This is a genomic window from Microbacterium sp. Beta, from assembly GCF_005502545.1.
GTDB lineage: Bacteria > Actinomycetota > Actinomycetes > Actinomycetales > Microbacteriaceae > Microbacterium > Microbacterium oxydans.
Genome location: NZ_SCOG01000001.1, coordinates 527,888 through 544,090, shown reverse-complemented (window position 1 = coordinate 544,090; position 16,203 = coordinate 527,888). Strand labels below are relative to the sequence as shown.

General features: G+C 67.9%; 13 protein-coding genes and 1 riboswitch. Of the genes, 8 read left to right on the top strand and 5 right to left on the bottom strand.

Annotated elements, in window-relative coordinates:
- Positions 1 to 5: 5 nt before the first annotated feature.
- From FFS56_RS02575 to FFS56_RS02555, 5 genes are read right to left on the bottom strand one after another with little or no spacing between them, the layout of a single operon-like run.
- On the bottom strand, positions 6 to 1,142 hold the full coding sequence (locus FFS56_RS02575) for a cysteine desulfurase family protein (RefSeq protein WP_046749592.1): 1,137 nt from the start codon (positions 1,140 to 1,142) through the stop codon (positions 6 to 8).
- A 5-nt stretch (positions 1,143 to 1,147) separates the two neighbouring features.
- Positions 1,148 to 1,999, bottom strand: a complete 852-nt coding sequence (gene nadC, locus FFS56_RS02570) for a carboxylating nicotinate-nucleotide diphosphorylase (RefSeq protein WP_127012397.1) — start codon at positions 1,997 to 1,999, stop codon at positions 1,148 to 1,150.
- The gene (gene nadB, locus FFS56_RS02565; RefSeq protein ID WP_046749842.1) at positions 1,999 to 3,522 is read right to left on the bottom strand and encodes an L-aspartate oxidase; all 1,524 of its coding nucleotides are present in this window, start codon (positions 3,520 to 3,522) and stop codon (positions 1,999 to 2,001) included. The genes nadC and nadB overlap by 1 nt, the downstream gene beginning before the upstream one ends.
- Positions 3,519 to 4,856: a quinolinate synthase NadA gene (gene nadA, locus FFS56_RS02560; protein ID WP_127012396.1), complete on the bottom strand. Its 1,338-nt coding sequence runs from the start codon at positions 4,854 to 4,856 to the stop codon at positions 3,519 to 3,521. The genes nadB and nadA overlap by 4 nt, the downstream gene beginning before the upstream one ends.
- The gene (locus FFS56_RS02555; protein ID WP_061017241.1) at positions 4,853 to 5,569 is read right to left on the bottom strand and encodes an NUDIX domain-containing protein; all 717 of its coding nucleotides are present in this window, start codon (positions 5,567 to 5,569) and stop codon (positions 4,853 to 4,855) included. The genes nadA and FFS56_RS02555 overlap by 4 nt, the downstream gene beginning before the upstream one ends.
- 268 nt (positions 5,570 to 5,837) lie before the next feature.
- Here FFS56_RS02555 and FFS56_RS02550 point away from each other — a divergent pair, with 268 nt between their 5' ends.
- From FFS56_RS02550 to gcvP, 8 genes are all read left to right on the top strand, one after another.
- Complete coding sequence (locus FFS56_RS02550) at positions 5,838 to 7,526, top strand: ABC transporter substrate-binding protein (protein ID WP_046749589.1); 1,689 nt, start codon at positions 5,838 to 5,840, stop codon at positions 7,524 to 7,526.
- A 42-nt stretch (positions 7,527 to 7,568) separates the two neighbouring features.
- Entirely contained in the window at positions 7,569 to 8,564 is a 996-nt protein-coding gene (locus FFS56_RS02545; RefSeq protein ID WP_058631908.1) for an ABC transporter permease, read from the top strand.
- Entirely contained in the window at positions 8,557 to 9,537 is a 981-nt protein-coding gene (locus FFS56_RS02540) for an ABC transporter permease (protein WP_046749587.1), read from the top strand. Before FFS56_RS02545 ends, FFS56_RS02540 begins: the two co-directional genes overlap by 8 nt.
- Complete coding sequence (locus tag FFS56_RS02535) at positions 9,534 to 10,385, top strand: ABC transporter ATP-binding protein (RefSeq protein WP_046749586.1); 852 nt, start codon at positions 9,534 to 9,536, stop codon at positions 10,383 to 10,385. Before FFS56_RS02540 ends, FFS56_RS02535 begins: the two co-directional genes overlap by 4 nt.
- Positions 10,382 to 11,254 (top strand): ATP-binding cassette domain-containing protein, encoded by an 873-nt coding sequence (locus FFS56_RS02530; RefSeq protein ID WP_127012394.1) that lies wholly within the window; start codon positions 10,382 to 10,384, stop codon positions 11,252 to 11,254. The genes FFS56_RS02535 and FFS56_RS02530 overlap by 4 nt, the downstream gene beginning before the upstream one ends.
- A 173-nt stretch (positions 11,255 to 11,427) precedes the next feature.
- A riboswitch (glycine riboswitch) is annotated at positions 11,428 to 11,522 on the top strand.
- Between the two features lie 154 nt (positions 11,523 to 11,676).
- Entirely contained in the window at positions 11,677 to 12,879 is a 1,203-nt protein-coding gene (locus FFS56_RS02525) for a glycine cleavage system aminomethyltransferase GcvT (protein ID WP_127012393.1), read from the top strand.
- Positions 12,876 to 13,253 carry a glycine cleavage system protein GcvH gene (gene gcvH, locus FFS56_RS02520; protein ID WP_046749583.1) on the top strand — a complete coding sequence of 126 codons (378 nt, stop codon included), beginning with the start codon at positions 12,876 to 12,878 and terminating at the stop codon, positions 13,251 to 13,253. Before FFS56_RS02525 ends, gcvH begins: the two co-directional genes overlap by 4 nt.
- A 7-nt stretch (positions 13,254 to 13,260) precedes the next feature.
- Positions 13,261 to 16,167 carry an aminomethyl-transferring glycine dehydrogenase gene (gcvP, locus tag FFS56_RS02515; RefSeq protein ID WP_127012392.1) on the top strand — a complete coding sequence of 969 codons (2,907 nt, stop codon included), beginning with the start codon at positions 13,261 to 13,263 and terminating at the stop codon, positions 16,165 to 16,167.
- The last annotated feature ends 36 nt before the right edge of the window (positions 16,168 to 16,203 follow it).

Sequence of the window (16,203 nt, the reverse complement as noted above, 5' to 3'; positions counted from 1 at the left end):
GGGCATCAGCCCCGGGCCGCGCGCACGGATTCCGCGACGAGCGCCGCCAGGCGCTCGGGAGCGTCCGTTGCCAGCTCCTCGCGACCGAACGTGAAGCGCACCGACGTCTGTGCGACCTCGGGGGCGATTCCGCAGGCGAGCAGCACGTGCGAGGGGTCGTCGCTACCCGCCGCGCACGCCGATCCGCTCGAGGAGATCACTCCGCGGCGCTCGAGCTCGAGCAGCACGGCCTCCCCGCTGGTGCCGGCGAACGTGAAGCTCACGGTGCCGGGCAGACGATGCACCGGGTCGCCGGTGAGTGCTGCTGCAGGCACGGCGGCGAGTACCACGGCGGCGAAGCGTAGGCTCGTGGCGGCGACCCGCGCCGCCACGAGTTCTCGCTCCCGCTCGGCGAGTTCCAGGGCCGTCGCCAACGCCACCGCTCCCGCGACGTTCTCGGTGCCGGATCGTCGACCGCGTTCCTGACCGCCGCCGTGCAGCAGGGGCTCCACGGGAACGCGTCCGCGGACCGCGAGCGCACCGATGCCCTTGGGGGCACCCAGCTTGTGACCAGCGATCGACAACGCATCGGCACCGAGATCCCGCAGGGGAAGCCACCCGGCCGACTGCACGGCATCGAGGTGCAGGGGGACCTTCACCGCGCTCGTGACGGTTGCCAGGGCTGTGACGTCCTGCACCGTCCCGATCTCGTTGTTCGCGTGACCGAACGACACCAGCGACGTGTCTTCCCTGATGGCCGCGGTCAGCGCATCCGGGGCGATACGCCCTCGGGAGTCCACCGGGATCATCGTCACCTCGACGCCGTGGAAGCGTCGGAGATACCCGGCGGACTCGAGGATCGACTCGTGCTCGATGGGGGAGATGACCAGGTGGCGCCGTCCCGCCTCCAGAGCGGCGAGCGCGATGCCCTTGACCGCGAGGTTGTTCGCCTCTGTTCCTCCTGCGGTGAACACGACGTCGTTCGTCCGCATCCCCAGCACGCGGGCCACCCGTGCCCTGGCGCCGTCGAGGGCGCTCGCCGCGGCCTCGCCCGCCGTATGGTGACTCGACGGATTGCCGAACACCCCGGTGAGGAAGGGACGCATCGCTTCGAGCACTTCTGGACGCACCGGTGAGGTCGCCGCGTGATCGAGGTAGAGCATGACCGTCAGTCGATCCGCAGATCCAGGCCGAGATCGAGGGCGCGGGCGGAATGCGTCAGAGCTCCGACCGAGATCACGTCGACGCCGGTGCGTGCGATCTCGCCGACCGTGTCGAGGGTGACACCGCCTGAGGCTTCGACGATGGCTCGACCGCCGATGAGGGCCACGCCCCGCTCCAGGTCGTCCAGCGAGAAGTTGTCGAGCAGCACGGTGTCCGCTCCACCGTCCAGGACGGCGTCGATCTGGTCGAGACGGTCGACCTCGACGACGACGTGGGTCGTATGGGGGAGCCGGGACAGGGCCGCGCGCAGGGCGGCCGCGAGGTCGAGGCCCGAGCGTTTCAGCACCGCGAGGTGGTTGTCCTTCGCCATCACCGCGTCGGACAGGGAGTGCCGGTGATTGCGGCCGCCGCCCGACTCGACGGCGTGACGCTCGAAGGCGCGCAGACCGGGAGTGGTCTTGCGGGTGTCGGCGATCCGCGTCTCGGTGCCGTCGACGGCCGCCACGTAGGCGGCGGTGAGCGTGGCGATGCCGCTCATCCGCTGCGTGAAGTTCAAGGCGACGCGCTCCGCGGTCAGTACGCTGCGCGCCGCACCGGATACCGAGGCGAGGACGTCTCCTGCAACGAACTCGTCACCGTCGCCGACGTGCAGATCCACCTGGACGGACGGATCGGTGAGACGGAAGGCGGCGGCGAAGACATCGCCTCCGCTGAAGACCCCGGCTTCTCGTGCGACGAGATCGGCCGTGGCCGTGGCTTCGGCGGGCAGCAGCGTGGTGCTCGTGAGGTCGCCCCACGGAGCGTCTTCCTCCAGTGCGGCGCCGACGACGCGGTGCAGAGTGGCGGGGGTCAGCATCAGACGGTCTCCAGGATCGATGAGGGTGTGGGGGATGAAGAAGGGGCACCTGTCGCATCCGTGTCGACACGATGATGTGCTCCGACGGAAACGGTGCGCTTCAGAGCCGCCGCCGCCGTCGCCTGCGCGAGGAGCAGCAGGTTTGCATCCTCGTGCTCCGTCACGGTCGTGGGCGTGGTGGGGACGCCGGCCCACCCCTGCAGCACTCCGAGCGCCCGGGTGAGGCCCTCGCCCGTGCGCAGCAGGCCCACTTCGTCCCACATCAGCCGCTGTAGTCCAGAGCGGGTGAACCCCGGTTCGGCGTCGACGAGGTTCGCGTCGAGGCTCACCTCGGAAGGGGTGTGCTCGTGTCCCGGAAGAGGCCAGGGCATCGTGAGCGCTGCCGCCGCGCGAGCCCCGAAGACCGCGCCCTCGAGCAGGGAGTTCGATGCCAGCCGGTTGGCCCCGTGCACGCCCGTGCGGGCGACCTCTCCTACGGCGAAGAGTCCTGGCACCGTGGTGCGTCCGTCGAGGTCGGTGACCACGCCGCCCATCAGGTAGTGCGCCGCCGGGGTCACGGGTAGGGGGCTCTTCGCCCAGTCGAAGCCACGCTCTCTCGTGACGCGGTCGATGGTCGGGAAGCGGAGCGCGAGCGTGCGGGCTCCGAGCATCGTGGCGTCGAGCCTGACGGGCGCAGCCTGAGCCGCGGCACGCCGTGCGATCGCTCGCGACACCACGTCCCGCGGCGCGAGCTCACCGTCGGGGTGGCTGTCGAACACGAACCGGCGGCCACGGTCGTCCACCAGAACCGCGCCCTCACCGCGCACCGCCTCGGAGATCAGGAACGCCGGGCCGGAGGCGAGGACGGTGGGATGGAACTGGACGAACTCCAGATCGGCGACCGCTGCACCTGCGCGAAGCGCGGCGGCGATGCCGTCACCCGTCGTTCCTCCGGGGTTGGTGGTGTGCGCGTAGAGCTGGCCGGCACCGCCGGTGGCGAGGATCACGGCGTCGGCCTGGAGGGTCGAGAGCACACCGTCGCGACGGATTCGGATACCCCGAACGACACCGTCGCGCTTCACGAGGTCGACAAGGAAAGCGCCGGTGAGAACGGGGATGCGCGCGCGACGTGCGCATTCGACGAGGGCCGCGGAGATCGCCGCCCCGGTGGCATCGCCGCCCGCATGCGCGATGCGGGCATGGCTGTGCGCCGCCTCGCGTCCGAGTCGCAGTGAACCGTCGTCGTCGCGGTCGAAGCCGACACCCCGTGCGATCAGCTCGGCGATCCGCTCCGCGCCGTCGGCGACCAGCACACTCACCGCGTCCGGATCGGACAGCCCGGCGCCGGCGATCTGCGTGTCGGCGGCATGCGACGACGGGGAGTCGCCCGGGCCGTACGCTCCGGCGACACCCCCCTGAGCGAACCCGGTGCAGCCGTCGCCGAGGTCACCCTTGGTGACGATCGTCACGTCGTGACCCGACTCGTGCGCGTGCAGCGCCGCGGTGAGCCCCGCGATGCCCGACCCGACGATGATGACCTTCATCGTGTGCCCGCGGCCGCCGGGGGCTTCGCCGCGAGCATCCGTTCCAGCGCCACCCGAGCGGGGGCGGCGACGTCGTCGGACACGGTGATGCGGTTCGGCGTGCGACCGGCCACCAGCTCCTCCAGCACCCACGCGAGGTAGCCGGGGTGGATGCGGTACATCGTCGAGCACGGGCACACCACGGGGTCGAGGCAGAAGATCTCGTGCTGCGGATACTGCGCAGCGAGTCGACGGACGAGGTTGATCTCGGTGCCGATCGCGAAGGTGGTCGGTTCGGTCGCCGTGTCGATCGCCCGGCGGATGTACTCGGTCGACCCTGCTTCGTCGGCGGCGTCGACGACCTCCATCGGACATTCGGGGTGCACGATCACGCGTACACCGGGGTGATCGGTGCGCGCTTGGTCGATCTGGTCGACCGTGAAGCGTCGGTGCACGGAGCAGAACCCGTGCCACAGGATGACACGCGAGTCGAGCAACTGCTCGGCGGACGAGCCGCCCAGCGCTCGCCGCGGGTTCCACATGGGCATCTGATCGAGCGGCACTCCCATGGCCTTGGCGGTGTTGCGGCCCAGATGCTGGTCGGGGAAGAACAGGACCCGCCGCCCCCGCTCGAATGCCCACTCCAGCACGGTCCGCGCATTCGACGACGTGCACACGATCCCGCCGTGTCGCCCGACGAAGCCCTTGATCGCCGCCGAGGAGTTCATGTACGTCACGGGGATCACGGGCACGCGGCCGTCGGCGTCTGCGGCCGCGAGGTCTCCGAAGACGTCCTCGAGCTGCTCCCAGCACTCCTCGACCTGGTCGATGTCGGCCATGTCGGCCATCGAGCACCCCGCGGCGAGATTGGGGAGGATCACCGCCTGATCGGGTTGCGAGAGCAGATCGGCGGTCTCGGCCATGAAGTGCACGCCGCAGAACACGATCGCCTCGGCATCGGCTCTGCCCTTCGCCGCCGTCGCCAGCTGGAACGAGTCCCCGACGTAGTCCGCGTGCTGCACGACCTCTTCGCGCTGATAAAAGTGCCCGAGGATCAGCACCCGGTCGCCGAGCGTGGCCTTCGCCGCCCGGATCCTCCCGTCGAGTTCCTCTTCCGAAGCCTCGCGGTACTCGGAAGGCAGCTCGCCCTGTCGCGGGGCACCGGTCGGGATCACGTCTCCCATCGATGAGCCCGGTCCGTATCCGGGCCGCGCGTCGAAGTCCCACGGTCCTGCGGCGAGATCCGTCGCGCACGTGGCGTCCGTGGACGCGCCGGTGACGATCGCCTGGATCGCATGGTCGACGGAGGGGTCCAGCGGTGGTACGGCGGGAGCGGGGACGAAGGTGATGCTCATCGGATGCTCGTTTCCTCGGGTCGGAGCGGGCCGCGATCGGCGAGCTCGATGTCGGTGTTGTCGCGATACAGACGTGCGGGCCGGTGGCTTCCGGTGCGGAACCGGTCGGTCGGGAGCAGATTGCCCGCCGCCTCCACCTGGCGACGGAAGTTGGCGGGGTCGAGGGCGCGTCCGAGGATCGATTCGTAGGCTTCGCGCAACTCGGCGAGCGTGAACTCGGCGGGGAGGAACCCCTGTGCGACTCGGCTGTACCCCACCTTGTTGCGCAGTCGCCACAGCGCGTACTCGACGATCCGGTCATGGTCGAACGCGAGGTCCGGCAGCTCCTCGACGTCGAACCAGCGGACGTTCTCGGGATAGTGCCCGGCTGCGCGATGTGCGGCGCTCTGCGCGGTCACGTCGTCCTGCCGCAACAGGGCCCAGTACACGATGGAGACGACCCGCGTGGGGGAGCGGTCGACCGCTCCGAAGGCATACAGCTGCTCGAGGTAGCTGGGGGCGAGTCCCGTTGTCTCGGCGAGGGTGCGGGCCGCGGCGTCGACGGGAGACTCCGTCGAGGTGAGCCAACCTCCGGGGAGTGCCCACTGGCCGGCGAAGGGCTCGCGCGTGCGCAGTACGAGGGGCAGGGAGAGCACCGCCCGTCCGTCGTCGGTCCTCCGCAGCGTCAGGATCACCGTCGAGACGGCGACTCGGATGTCACCGCTTTGAGTCATTCGCACCTTAACCTCCGATGTCGATCTTAGTGTCATCGAGACTCTTAGTGGTCCTCTGTGACGAGGATTCGGGCTGAGTCCGAAACGTTATCTGGGGAGCGCGAGGAGGCTTGTCCACGAGGACGGGGTTTGTTAGGTTACTGTCCTAACAAACCCCTTCGGGAGTGGCCGCCGGTCGTCTCCCCGGGCCCGAGAACCCCACCTCCGGGGTTCTGCTCCATCCGGAGCGATCCCTCCTGCAGTGCAGCACCGAGAGGAAACAAGAGAAATGATCCGTAACGGAAGGCGCAAGATCGCGCTCACCGCGATTGCCGGTGCATCCGTCCTCGCCCTGGGCCTCACCGCCTGTGGCGGCGGCAGCGACAGTGGCAACGCCGATGGCGACAAGGCCCTGCGTGTCTGGGCCGGCAGCCAGACCCCCATCGCCGCGAACTACAACCCGTTCGCTCCGACCGTGCTCCACGGCGCGCTCGGGCCGATCTACGAGCCGCTGTTCTTCTACAACAAGACCGCGGACTCCGAGCCGGTCGGCCTGATCGGCGACTCGTTCGAGTACAACGAGGACGGCACGGTGATCACGGTCACCATCAAGCCCGACCTCAAGTGGAGCGACGGTGAGCCCCTGACCGCCAAGGACGTCGCGTTCTCGTTCAACTACGAGGCCAACAACCCCGAGGGCAACGGTCTGATCTCCGCCGAGGCCACGGACGACACCACCGCCGTGCTGACGTACTCGTCTGCCCAGTACACGACCGAGTTCCAGCGGATGGGGTCGAGCTACATCCTCCCCGAGCACGTCTGGAAGGACGTCAAGGACTTCGCCAACTTCACGAACGAAGAGCCCGTCGGATCCGGCCCCTACGTGGTCGACAAGACCACGAGCGAGTCCTACACCCTCGTCGCGAACAAGAACTACCGCGATGCCGACAAGCTCGGCGTCAAGAAGGTCCAGTACATCGCGGTCGACAACAACCAGACGGCACAGGACCTGCTCGCCGCCGGCAAGCTCGACTGGACCGGCATGTTCATCCCCAACCCGGATGACGTGACCGGCAACGGCAAGATCGACTGGATCAACACCCCGCAGGACCCGACGGTGCTCTACACCTGCTCGAACGCCGAGCTCGGCTGCACCGGCCCGCAGACGGACGTCGCGGTGCGTCAGGCGCTCAACGTGGCGATCGACCGCGGCATCATCAAGGACAAGGCATTCGTCGGCCTCACGGGCGACATCTCGCCGGCTTTCACGCTGCTGCCGCGTGACGAGAAGTGGCTCGCCGACCCGGCCAACGAGGTCAGCCCGCAGGAGGCCAACGCCGCCGAGGCCGGTTCGATCCTCGAGGCCGCCGGTTACACCAAGGGTTCGAGCGGCATCTACGAGAAGGGCGGGGTTCCGCTCGAGCTCACGCTCACCTCGGTCGACGGCTGGACCGACTACAACGACGCCGCGAAGCTGATCGCCGAGCAGGCCGAGGCCGCAGGCATCAAGATCACGGCATCGACGGTGCAGTGGCAGGAGTTCTCCGATTCCCGTCAGGGTGGCGAGTTCCAGCTCATCATGGGTGGTGTGATCGGCACGTCCGTCGCCGACCCGTTCCAGATCTACCGCGACTGGTTCGGCGGCACGGCCGTCGAGTCGACGACCCCGGTCGGCACCGAGATCCCCGCAGGACGCTGGAACTTCAGCCGCTACAGCAACCCGGTCGTCGACACGGCGATCCAGTCGGCGATCAGCACGAACGACGAGGCGACGAAGAAGGAGCTGTACGCCACGATCCAGACCGAGATCGTGCGTGACCTGCCCTACATCCCGCTCGTCATCAACGCGACGCAGACCTTCTACAACACGAAGGACTACACGGGCTGGCCGACGGAGGAAGACCTCTACGCCTTCCCGCCGTCCTGGGGTGCGATCGCGGCAGGCTACGTCCTGACGCAGCTGCAGCCGGTCAAGTAACACGAGAGGAGTCGGGGAAGAAGGAAGTCAGGAAACAGTGACATGAAGTTCTATGCACGAAGAATCGGGTTCTACGCGTTCACGCTCTGGGCCGCGATATCCATCAACTTCTTTCTTCCCCGGCTCATGCCGGGAAACCCCGCCGACATCATGATCGCCAAGATGCAGCGGGCGGGCGGCGACGTCTCAGAGACGACCATCCGCAATATCAGGCTCCTGCTCGGCGGCGACGACTCGTCGCTGTGGGATCAGTACCTCGCGTACTGGGGGCGGATGTTCCAGGGCGACCTCGGTGTCTCGGTGACGAAGTTCCCCACCCCGGTGACGGAGCTCATCGCCGGTGCTCTTCCCTGGACGCTCATCCTCGTCGGCACCGCGACGGTCATCTCCTTCGTCCTCGGCGTCGTGCTCGGGGCCTGGGCCGGCTGGAAGCGCGGCACCTGGGTCGACCACCTGATCCCGGCAACGACCGTGCTGCAGTCGATCCCGTACTTCTGGATGGCGCTGATCCTGGTGGCGGTGTTCGCGGTCGGCCTCGGCTGGTTCCCCATCTTCGGCGGCTACGACGTGTTCGACTTCCCCGACGGCCCCGAGCCGACGTGGGCCTTCTTCAGCGACGCCGTCGCCCACGCCATCCTTCCCGCCGTCACCATCGTGATCAGCTCGGTCGGCGGCTGGATGTTCGGCATGCGCAACATGATGGTCTCGACGCTCGCCGAGGACTATGTGCTCACGGCCGAGGCCAAGGGCCTGCGCCCGCGCCGGGTGCTCACCACCTACGCTGCCCGCAACGCCGCGATCCCCTCGATCGCCGGCTTCTCGATCACGCTCGGTTTCGTCGTGGCCGGCTCCATCGTCATGGAGCAGGTGTTCACCTACCCCGGCATCGGCAAGCTGATGTTCCAGGCCGTGACCAACAACGACTACGCGCTGATGCAGGGGCTGTTCCTCGTCATCACGCTCACGGTGCTCGCCGCCAACTTCATCATGGACCTCGTCTATGGCTTCATCGACCCGAGGGCTCGCCAGAATGTCTGACACGAAGAACCCGCTCCTCACGGAGGAGCCACCCACCGTCGCCCCTGAGGGCACCGTCGCTCTCGCCACACAGCGTCAGGATCGAAAGCGTCGCCGCGTCCTGCCCAGCACCTCGCCGAAGTTCATCGTGGGCGTGTGCATCGTGCTGGCGATCGTGCTGTTCGCGATCATCGCGCCGATCTTCTCCCAGAACCCGCGGAGCACGGCCAACCCAGCGCTTCAGCCGCCGTCGGCCGAGCACTGGCTCGGCACGACCAAGCTCGGCAACGACATGTTCGCCCAGCTCGCGACCGGTGCCCAGGGCTCGCTGCTCATCGGCGTGACGGCCGGCAGCATCGCGATCGTCCTCTCCCTCCTGTTCGGCGTGCTCGCCGGCTACCTGGGTGGGTGGCGTGAAGACGGCCTCGCCCTGCTCACGAACGTCATGATCGTGATCCCCGGACTGCCGCTGGTGATGGTCATCGCCTCGTTCGTCCCGCAGCGCAGCTGGCAGCTCGTCGCCTTCGTGCTCGGCATCACCTCCTGGGCCGGGGCGGCGTACGTGCTCCGGCTGCAGACGCGCTCGCTCCGCACACGCGACTACGTCTACGCCTCGAAGGTCGCGGGCGAGCGGTCGTTCCGCGTCATCCTCGTCGAGATCATGCCGAACCTGCTGCCGCTGCTGACGGCCCAGTTCCTCTTCGCGATCATCTTCGCGATCCTCGGCGAGGCCGGCCTGTCGTACCTCGGCCTCGGACCCAACTCGTCGATCACCTGGGGATCGATCCTCAACGACGCCCAGTCGGGGCAGGCGCTCGGACGTGGGGCCTGGTGGTGGTTCGTCCCGCCGGGACTCATGATCGCGCTCCTCGGCGCCGGTCTGTCTCTGATCAACTTCGCCATCGACGAGGTCATCAACCCGAAGCTGCGCAATGCGCCAGAAGCCGCGCGCCGCGTGCGCAAGGCCGCCAAGACCAAGGGGGTCACCGCATGAGCGAGCCAGTGCTGACGGCGCGGAATGTGTCGATCGAGTATGAGGTGGATCCGCCGGTGAAGGCCGTGCGGGATGTCTCGCTGACGTTGAATCGTGGGGAGATTCTGGGGTTGGCGGGGGAGTCGGGGTGTGGGAAGACGACTCTCGCGTACGGCATGAACCGGTTGTTGAAGGCGCCGGCGTTGATGACGGGCGGGGAGATCGTGTTCCATGATCGGGACGGTCATGACATCGACATCGTGGGTTTGGATGGGGAGGGTCTGCGGGCGTTCCGGTGGGACAAGATCTCGATGGTGTTCCAGGGCGCGATGAACTCGTTGAATCCGGTGATCAGTGTGAGGGCGCAGATCTTCGACATCTTCGACACGCATCGTCCTGGGATGAGTAAGAAGGCGAAGACGGCGCGGGCGGAGGAGCTGCTCACATTGGTGGGGGTGGATCCGTCCCGGTTGTCGAGTTTCCCGCATGAGTTGTCCGGGGGTATGCGTCAGCGGATGATGATCGCGATGGCACTGGCGTTGGATCCGCAGGTGATGATCATGGATGAGCCGACGACGGCGTTGGATGTGGTCGTGCAGCGCGGCATCATCCGGGAGATCATGCGGTTGCGGGAGAAGCTCGGGTTCGCGGTGATCTTCATCACGCATGATCTGCCGATGTTGATCGAGATCAGTGACCGGATCGCGATCATGTTGCAGGGGCAGATCGTGGAGGAGGGGACGGCGGAGGAGATCTATCGTTCCCCGCAGCATGAGTACACGCGACGGTTGTTGTCGAGTTTCCCGTCGTTGAAGGGTGAGCGGGGCGATTTCGTGCGTACCGGTGTGAGCCAGGAGGGCGTCCGATGACGAACACGCAGGCGGCTGGCAGTGCGGCCGGGCAGACGGCGCGTCTGGAGGCGCGGAACCTCGTCAAGGACTTCCACCTGAGGTCCGGGTTCCGGACGAGCATCCTGCATGCGGTGAAGGATGTGTCGTTCACGATCGAGGCCGGGAAGACGGTCGCTCTGGTGGGGGAGTCGGGGTCGGGGAAGTCGACGATCGCGCGGATGCTGATGAAGTTGGAGACCCCCACCAGTGGGGAGATCCTCCTCGACGGTAAACCGTCCGGGACTCGGGGGCGGGCGTTGGAGGCGTATCGCGCGGATGTGCAGATGGTGTTCCAGGACCCGTTCGCGTCGTTGAACCCGTTCCACACGATCGTGCATCATTTGGAGCGGCCGATCCGCCTGCATCACCCGCAGCTCTCCAGTGCGCAGGTGCGTGCCAGGGCGGTGGAGTTGTTGGAGCGGGTGCGGCTCAGCCCGGGGGAGAGCTTTGCGGAGCGTCGCCCGCATGAGCTGTCGGGTGGGCAGCGGCAGCGCGTCGCGATCGCACGGGCACTGGCCCCGGGGGCGCGGTTCATCGTCGCCGACGAACCGGTGAGCATGTTGGACGTGTCGATCCGGCTGGGCGTGTTGAATCTGCTCGCGGATCTGCAGCGGGAGGAGAACCTCGGGGTGCTGTACATCACGCACGACCTCGCGACCGCACGGCATTTCTCCGATGAGATCATGGTGCTCTACAAGGGCGATGTCGTCGAGCGGGGCCCCGCGGACGAAGTCATCCTCAACCCGCAGCACGAGTACACCAAGACCCTCCTGGGAGCCGCGCCCGAGCCCGACAACCTCGGCCGCCTCCGCGACGAGGTCCGAACCGAACTCGGCATCAGCGGATAGCCGCACCGCACCCCCCCTTTCGAATCGCGCTTTCGAATCGCGCTTTCGAATCGCGCGAATGGTCCCTTCCGAGTCGCGAATGGGACCATTCGCGCGATTCGAACGCGCGTCGAGCGAATCCGGCACCGACGGGCCGACCGGCTAGACTGAACCCACAACTGAAGACAGGCCGAATGACCCACGCGGGAGAGCCCCGGCGAACGCAGCCGGGCACCGAAGGAGCAAGCCTCCCCGCCAATCTCTCAGGTACGCGTACCGCGCGGTTCCGGCCACTCTGAAAAGCGATCCGTCTCATGTGCGGATCCGCCGACGGTGAAAACCCCGCCTCCGTGCACGGGTGAAGCTCTCAGGCCCATGACAGAGGGGGAGTTCCGAGGAACGGCGATGCCGCCGTTCCGCCCGACACAGCCCGGGAGAACTCCATGTCCGACCCCCGCTACACCCCGCTGCGCGAACGCCATGAGGCACTCGGCGCGTCGTTCACCGACTTCGGTGGCTGGCAGATGCCGGTGCGTTACACCTCCGACCTCGCCGAGCACCACGCCGTGCGCCAGAACGCGGGGATCTTCGACATCTCGCACATGGCCGAGTTCCTCGTCACGGGCGAGAAGGCGGCCGAGTTCCTCGACTTCGCGCTCGCAGGTCGCATCTCCGCCATGATGGTCGGCAAGGCGAAGTACTCGCTGATGCTGAATGAGAACGGCGGAATCGTCGACGATGTCATCGCGTATCGGCTCGCGGAGGACCGCTACCTCATCATCGCCAACGCCGGCAACCGGGGCTTCGTGGACTCGGGCTTCGCCAAGCGCGTGCGGGACTTCCCGTCGCTCGTCGAGCGGGCGCTTCCGCCGCTGGCTCCGGGGGAGGACCGCACCTTCGCCGGATTCCTGGGCGACCGCGGTGTCGATGTGGAGGATGTGTCCGACGTGTTCGCGCTGCTCGCCGTGCAGGGACCGGCCGCCGAGGCGATCCTCGCTGCGACGCCGGGCATCGACGAGCTGAGCACGCCCTGGGCGGAGCAGAAGTACTACGCATGGGCGGACGCGCGCTTCCGCGGGGAGCCTCTGCTCATCGCACGCACGGGCTACACCGGGGAGGACGGCTTCGAGCTGCTGGTTCCTGCCGGCGACGCCGCAGCCCTGTGGGATGCACTGCTGGCTGCCGGCGAACCGCATGGTCTCGTTCCTGCGGGCCTCGCCGCCCGGGACACGTTGCGTCTGGAGGCCGGGATGCCTCTCTACGGCCACGAGCTCAGCACCGACACCCGCCCCTCGCAGGCCGGACTCGGCCGTGTCGTCGTGACGGCGAAGGAGCACTTCGTCGGCAAGGAGGCGCTCTCGTCCTTCGAGGACTCGACAGAGGCATCGGAAGCGCCGGTCCTGGTCGGCCTCGTCGCCGAGGGCAAGCGTGCCGGACGCGCTGGATACGCCGTCGTCGACGAAGACGGATCCGTGCTCGGAGAGATCACGAGCGGCGCTCTCAGCCCGACTCTCGGCCACCCGATCGCGATGGCCTACGTGACCCCATCTTCCGCGGAAGAGGGAACCGCAGTATTCCTTGACGTGCGGGGAACCAAGATCCCCGCGACCGTGACCGCCCTGCCTTTCTATCGGAGGACCAAATGACCGACCTCGCCGCACTCCACTACACCGAAGAGCACGAGTGGATCGCCGCCGACGGCGACACCGTGACCATCGGCATCACCGACTACGCCGCCGAGAAGCTGGGAGACGTCGTGTTCGTCGAGCTCCCCGCCGTCGGCACCGAGGTGACCGCAGGTGCCGTCGTCGGCGAGATCGAGTCGACGAAGTCGGTCGGCGAACTCTACGCGCCGGTCTCGGGAACCGTCGTCGAGATCAACGACGCGGCCGTCGACGATCCGTCGCTGGTGAACGCCGCGCCCTTCGAGGGCGGCTGGTTGCTCAAGGTCTCCGTCGCAGCCGGTGCGCTGGACGGACTGCTCGACCGCGACGCATACGTCGCACTCACGGAGGGCTGATTCACCAGTGGTCACTTTCGCCGATCGTCACATCGGACCCACGGATGCCGCGCAGCGCACGATGCTCGCGGCCCTGGGTCTCGACACCCCAGGGGCCGATGGCGCGCTGAGCCCGGTCGAGGCGCTCATGCGCCAGGCCGTGCCCGCGTCGATCTACACCGGGCCGTCGTCCGACTCGTCGGACGCGCCTTCGCGCATCCCCTCTGCCGCGAGCGAGACCGAGGCTCTCGCCGAGCTGCGGGTGCTCGCCTCGCGCAACACCGTGAACCGACCGATGATCGGCCTGGGGTACTACGGCACCATCACGCCGCAGGTGATCCAGCGGAACGTGCTGGAGAACCCGTCGTGGTACACGGCCTACACGCCGTACCAGCCGGAGATCTCCCAGGGGCGTCTGGAAGCGCTCATCAACTTCCAGACCATGGTCGCCGAACTCACCGGGCTCACGACGGCCAATGCGTCCATGCTCGACGAGTCGACCGCGGTGGTCGAGGCGATGCTGCTCTCGCGGCGCGCGTCGAAGTCCGCGTCGACCGTGTTCGCGGTCGACGCGGATGCGCTCCCGCAGACGAAGGCGATGCTCGCCACGCGCGCGGAAGCTCTCGGTATCGACATCGTCACGGTCGATTTCGCCGCGGGTGAGGAGCTGCCCGCCGACCTGTTCGGTGTCTTCGTGCAGTACCCCGGCGCTTCCGGGCGCGTCTGGGACCCGTCGGCCGTGTTCGACGCCGCGCACCTCTCCGGCGCTCTCGCGGTCGCGGCCGCCGATCTGCTCGCTCTCACCCTCATCGCCTCTCCCGGCTCACTCGGCGCCGACGTGGCAGCCGGCACGACCCAGCGCTTCGGCGTGCCGATGGGCTTCGGCGGTCCGCACGCCGGCTACATGGCCGTCCGCTCCGGCCTCGAGCGTCAGCTCCCCGGTCGCCTCGTCGGAGTGTCGGTCGATGCCGACGGCAAGCCCGCGTATCGTCTCTCGCTGCAGACGCGCGAGCAGCACATCCGCCGCGAGAAGGCCACGTCGAACATCTGCACCGCCCAGGTGCTGCTCGCCGTCATGGCGTCGATGTACGCCGTGTACCACGGTCCGGACGGGCTGCGGGAGATCGCGACCCAGACCACGGCGAAGGCGGCGCTGCTGCGTGACTGGCTGACCGAGGCAGGGGTGGAGGTCGTGCACGCGGACTTCTTCGACACCCTGCAGGTGCGCGTGCCCGGTCGTGCGGCGGAGTTCGCCGCTCGGGCCCATGACGATCACGGGATCCTGCTGCACGTCGCCGACGCCGACACGGTCGGCATCGCCGTCGACGAGACCACGACCCTCGGCGAGCTGCACCACGTCACGGCTGTCTTCGGCGGCAAGAACGACCGCGCGTTCGGCATGTTCGGCGGGGACAAGCTGCGGGGGCTCCCGGAAGACCTGCTCCGTCAGGACGAGTACCTCACGCACCCGGTGTTCCACTCGCACCGCTCGGAGACCGCCATGATGCGGTACATGAAGAGTCTCTCCGACCGAGACTACGCACTCGATCGCGGCATGATCCCGCTGGGCTCGTGCACCATGAAGCTCAACGCCGCCACCGAGATGGCTGCCATCACCTGGCCCGAGTTCGCCGGCATCCACCCGTTCGCCCCGGCGGCCGATGTGCAGGGCTACCTCGAGCTCATCGACCAGCTCGAGGGCTGGCTCGCCGAGGTCACCGGTTATGACGCGGTCTCGCTGCAGCCGAACGCCGGTTCGCAGGGTGAGCTCGCGGGTCTCCTCGCCATCCGCGGGTACCACCACGCGAACGGCGACACCCACCGCACCGTGTGCCTCATCCCCTCGTCGGCCCATGGCACGAATGCGGCATCGGCCGTGCTCGCGGGCATGAAGGTCGTCGTGGTCGCGACGGACGAGCTCGGCAACGTCGACCTCGACGACCTGCGCGCGAAGATCGCCCAGCACGCCGACGACCTCTCGGCTCTGATGATCACCTACCCCTCGACGCACGGTGTGTACGAGGAGCAGGTCGTCGAGATCACGGCCGCCGTGCACGACGCGGGCGGACAGGTGTACGTCGACGGGGCCAACCTCAACGCGCTGCTCGGCTACGCGCGCTTCGGTGACCTGGGCGGCGACGTCTCGCACCTCAACCTGCACAAGACCTTCGCCATCCCGCATGGTGGGGGAGGTCCTGGCATCGGTCCGGTGGCGGCGAAGTCGCACCTCGCCCCCTACCTTCCCTCGCACCCGCTCGCACAGCGCGCCGAGCACTTCGGCGGCTACACGTTCGATGGCGGTGTGATCTCGGCCGCTCCTTACGGTTCCGCGGGGATCCTGCCGATCTCGTGGGCGTACGTCCGCATGATGGGTGCCGACGGTCTTCGTCGTGCCACGGCGGCAGCCGTGCTCTCCGCCAACTACATGGCCGAGCGTCTGGGCGGCCACTTCCCGGTGCTCTACACGGGGGAGAACGGTCGCGTCGCGCACGAGTGCATCCTCGATCTGCGTCCGCTCAAGGAGGCGACCGGAATCACCGTCGACGACGTGGCCAAGCGCCTCATCGACTACGGCTTCCACGCTCCGACCATGTCGTTCCCCGTCGCGGGCACGCTCATGGTCGAGCCGACGGAGTCGGAGGACCTCGATGAGATCGAGCGCTTCATCGAGGCCATGATCATGATCAAGGCCGAGGCGGAAGCCGTGGCGGCGGGGCGCTGGCCCGCGGACGACAATCCGCTGGTGCATGCACCGCACACCGCGGTATCCCTCATCGCGGGGGAGTGGGAGCACCCCTACACGCGGGAGGAAGCCGCCTACCCCGTCCATGCGCTCGTCGCCGGCAAGTACTGGCCGCCCGTGCGTCGCATCGACCAGGCGTACGGCGACCGGAACCTCGTGTGCGCCTGCCCGCCGGTGGAGGCCTTCGCCTGAGCCGGTGCGCATCTGAGCAGACGGTGTCGCGCTTCC

Bases quoted from the DNA above. Each gene is read 5' to 3' on its own strand.
- FFS56_RS02530 (WP_127012394.1), top strand. From the start codon at position 10,382: ATGACGAACACGCAGGCGGCTGGCAGTGCGGCCGGGCAGACGGCGCGT.
- FFS56_RS02540 (WP_046749587.1), top strand. From the start codon at position 8,557: ATGTCTGACACGAAGAACCCGCTCCTCACGGAGGAGCCACCCACCGTC.
- gcvH (WP_046749583.1), top strand. From the start codon at position 12,876: ATGACCGACCTCGCCGCACTCCACTACACCGAAGAGCACGAGTGGATC.
- FFS56_RS02525 (WP_127012393.1), top strand. From the start codon at position 11,677: ATGTCCGACCCCCGCTACACCCCGCTGCGCGAACGCCATGAGGCACTC.
- FFS56_RS02535 (WP_046749586.1), top strand. From the start codon at position 9,534: ATGAGCGAGCCAGTGCTGACGGCGCGGAATGTGTCGATCGAGTATGAG.
- FFS56_RS02555 (WP_061017241.1), bottom strand. From the start codon at position 5,569: ATGACTCAAAGCGGTGACATCCGAGTCGCCGTCTCGACGGTGATCCTG.
- nadB (WP_046749842.1), bottom strand. From the start codon at position 3,522: ATGAAGGTCATCATCGTCGGGTCGGGCATCGCGGGGCTCACCGCGGCG.
- FFS56_RS02550 (WP_046749589.1), top strand. From the start codon at position 5,838: ATGATCCGTAACGGAAGGCGCAAGATCGCGCTCACCGCGATTGCCGGT.
- nadA (WP_127012396.1), bottom strand. From the start codon at position 4,856: ATGAGCATCACCTTCGTCCCCGCTCCCGCCGTACCACCGCTGGACCCC.
- FFS56_RS02575 (WP_046749592.1), bottom strand. From the start codon at position 1,142: ATGCTCTACCTCGATCACGCGGCGACCTCACCGGTGCGTCCAGAAGTG.
- nadC (WP_127012397.1), bottom strand. From the start codon at position 1,999: ATGCTGACCCCCGCCACTCTGCACCGCGTCGTCGGCGCCGCACTGGAG.
- FFS56_RS02545 (WP_058631908.1), top strand. From the start codon at position 7,569: ATGAAGTTCTATGCACGAAGAATCGGGTTCTACGCGTTCACGCTCTGG.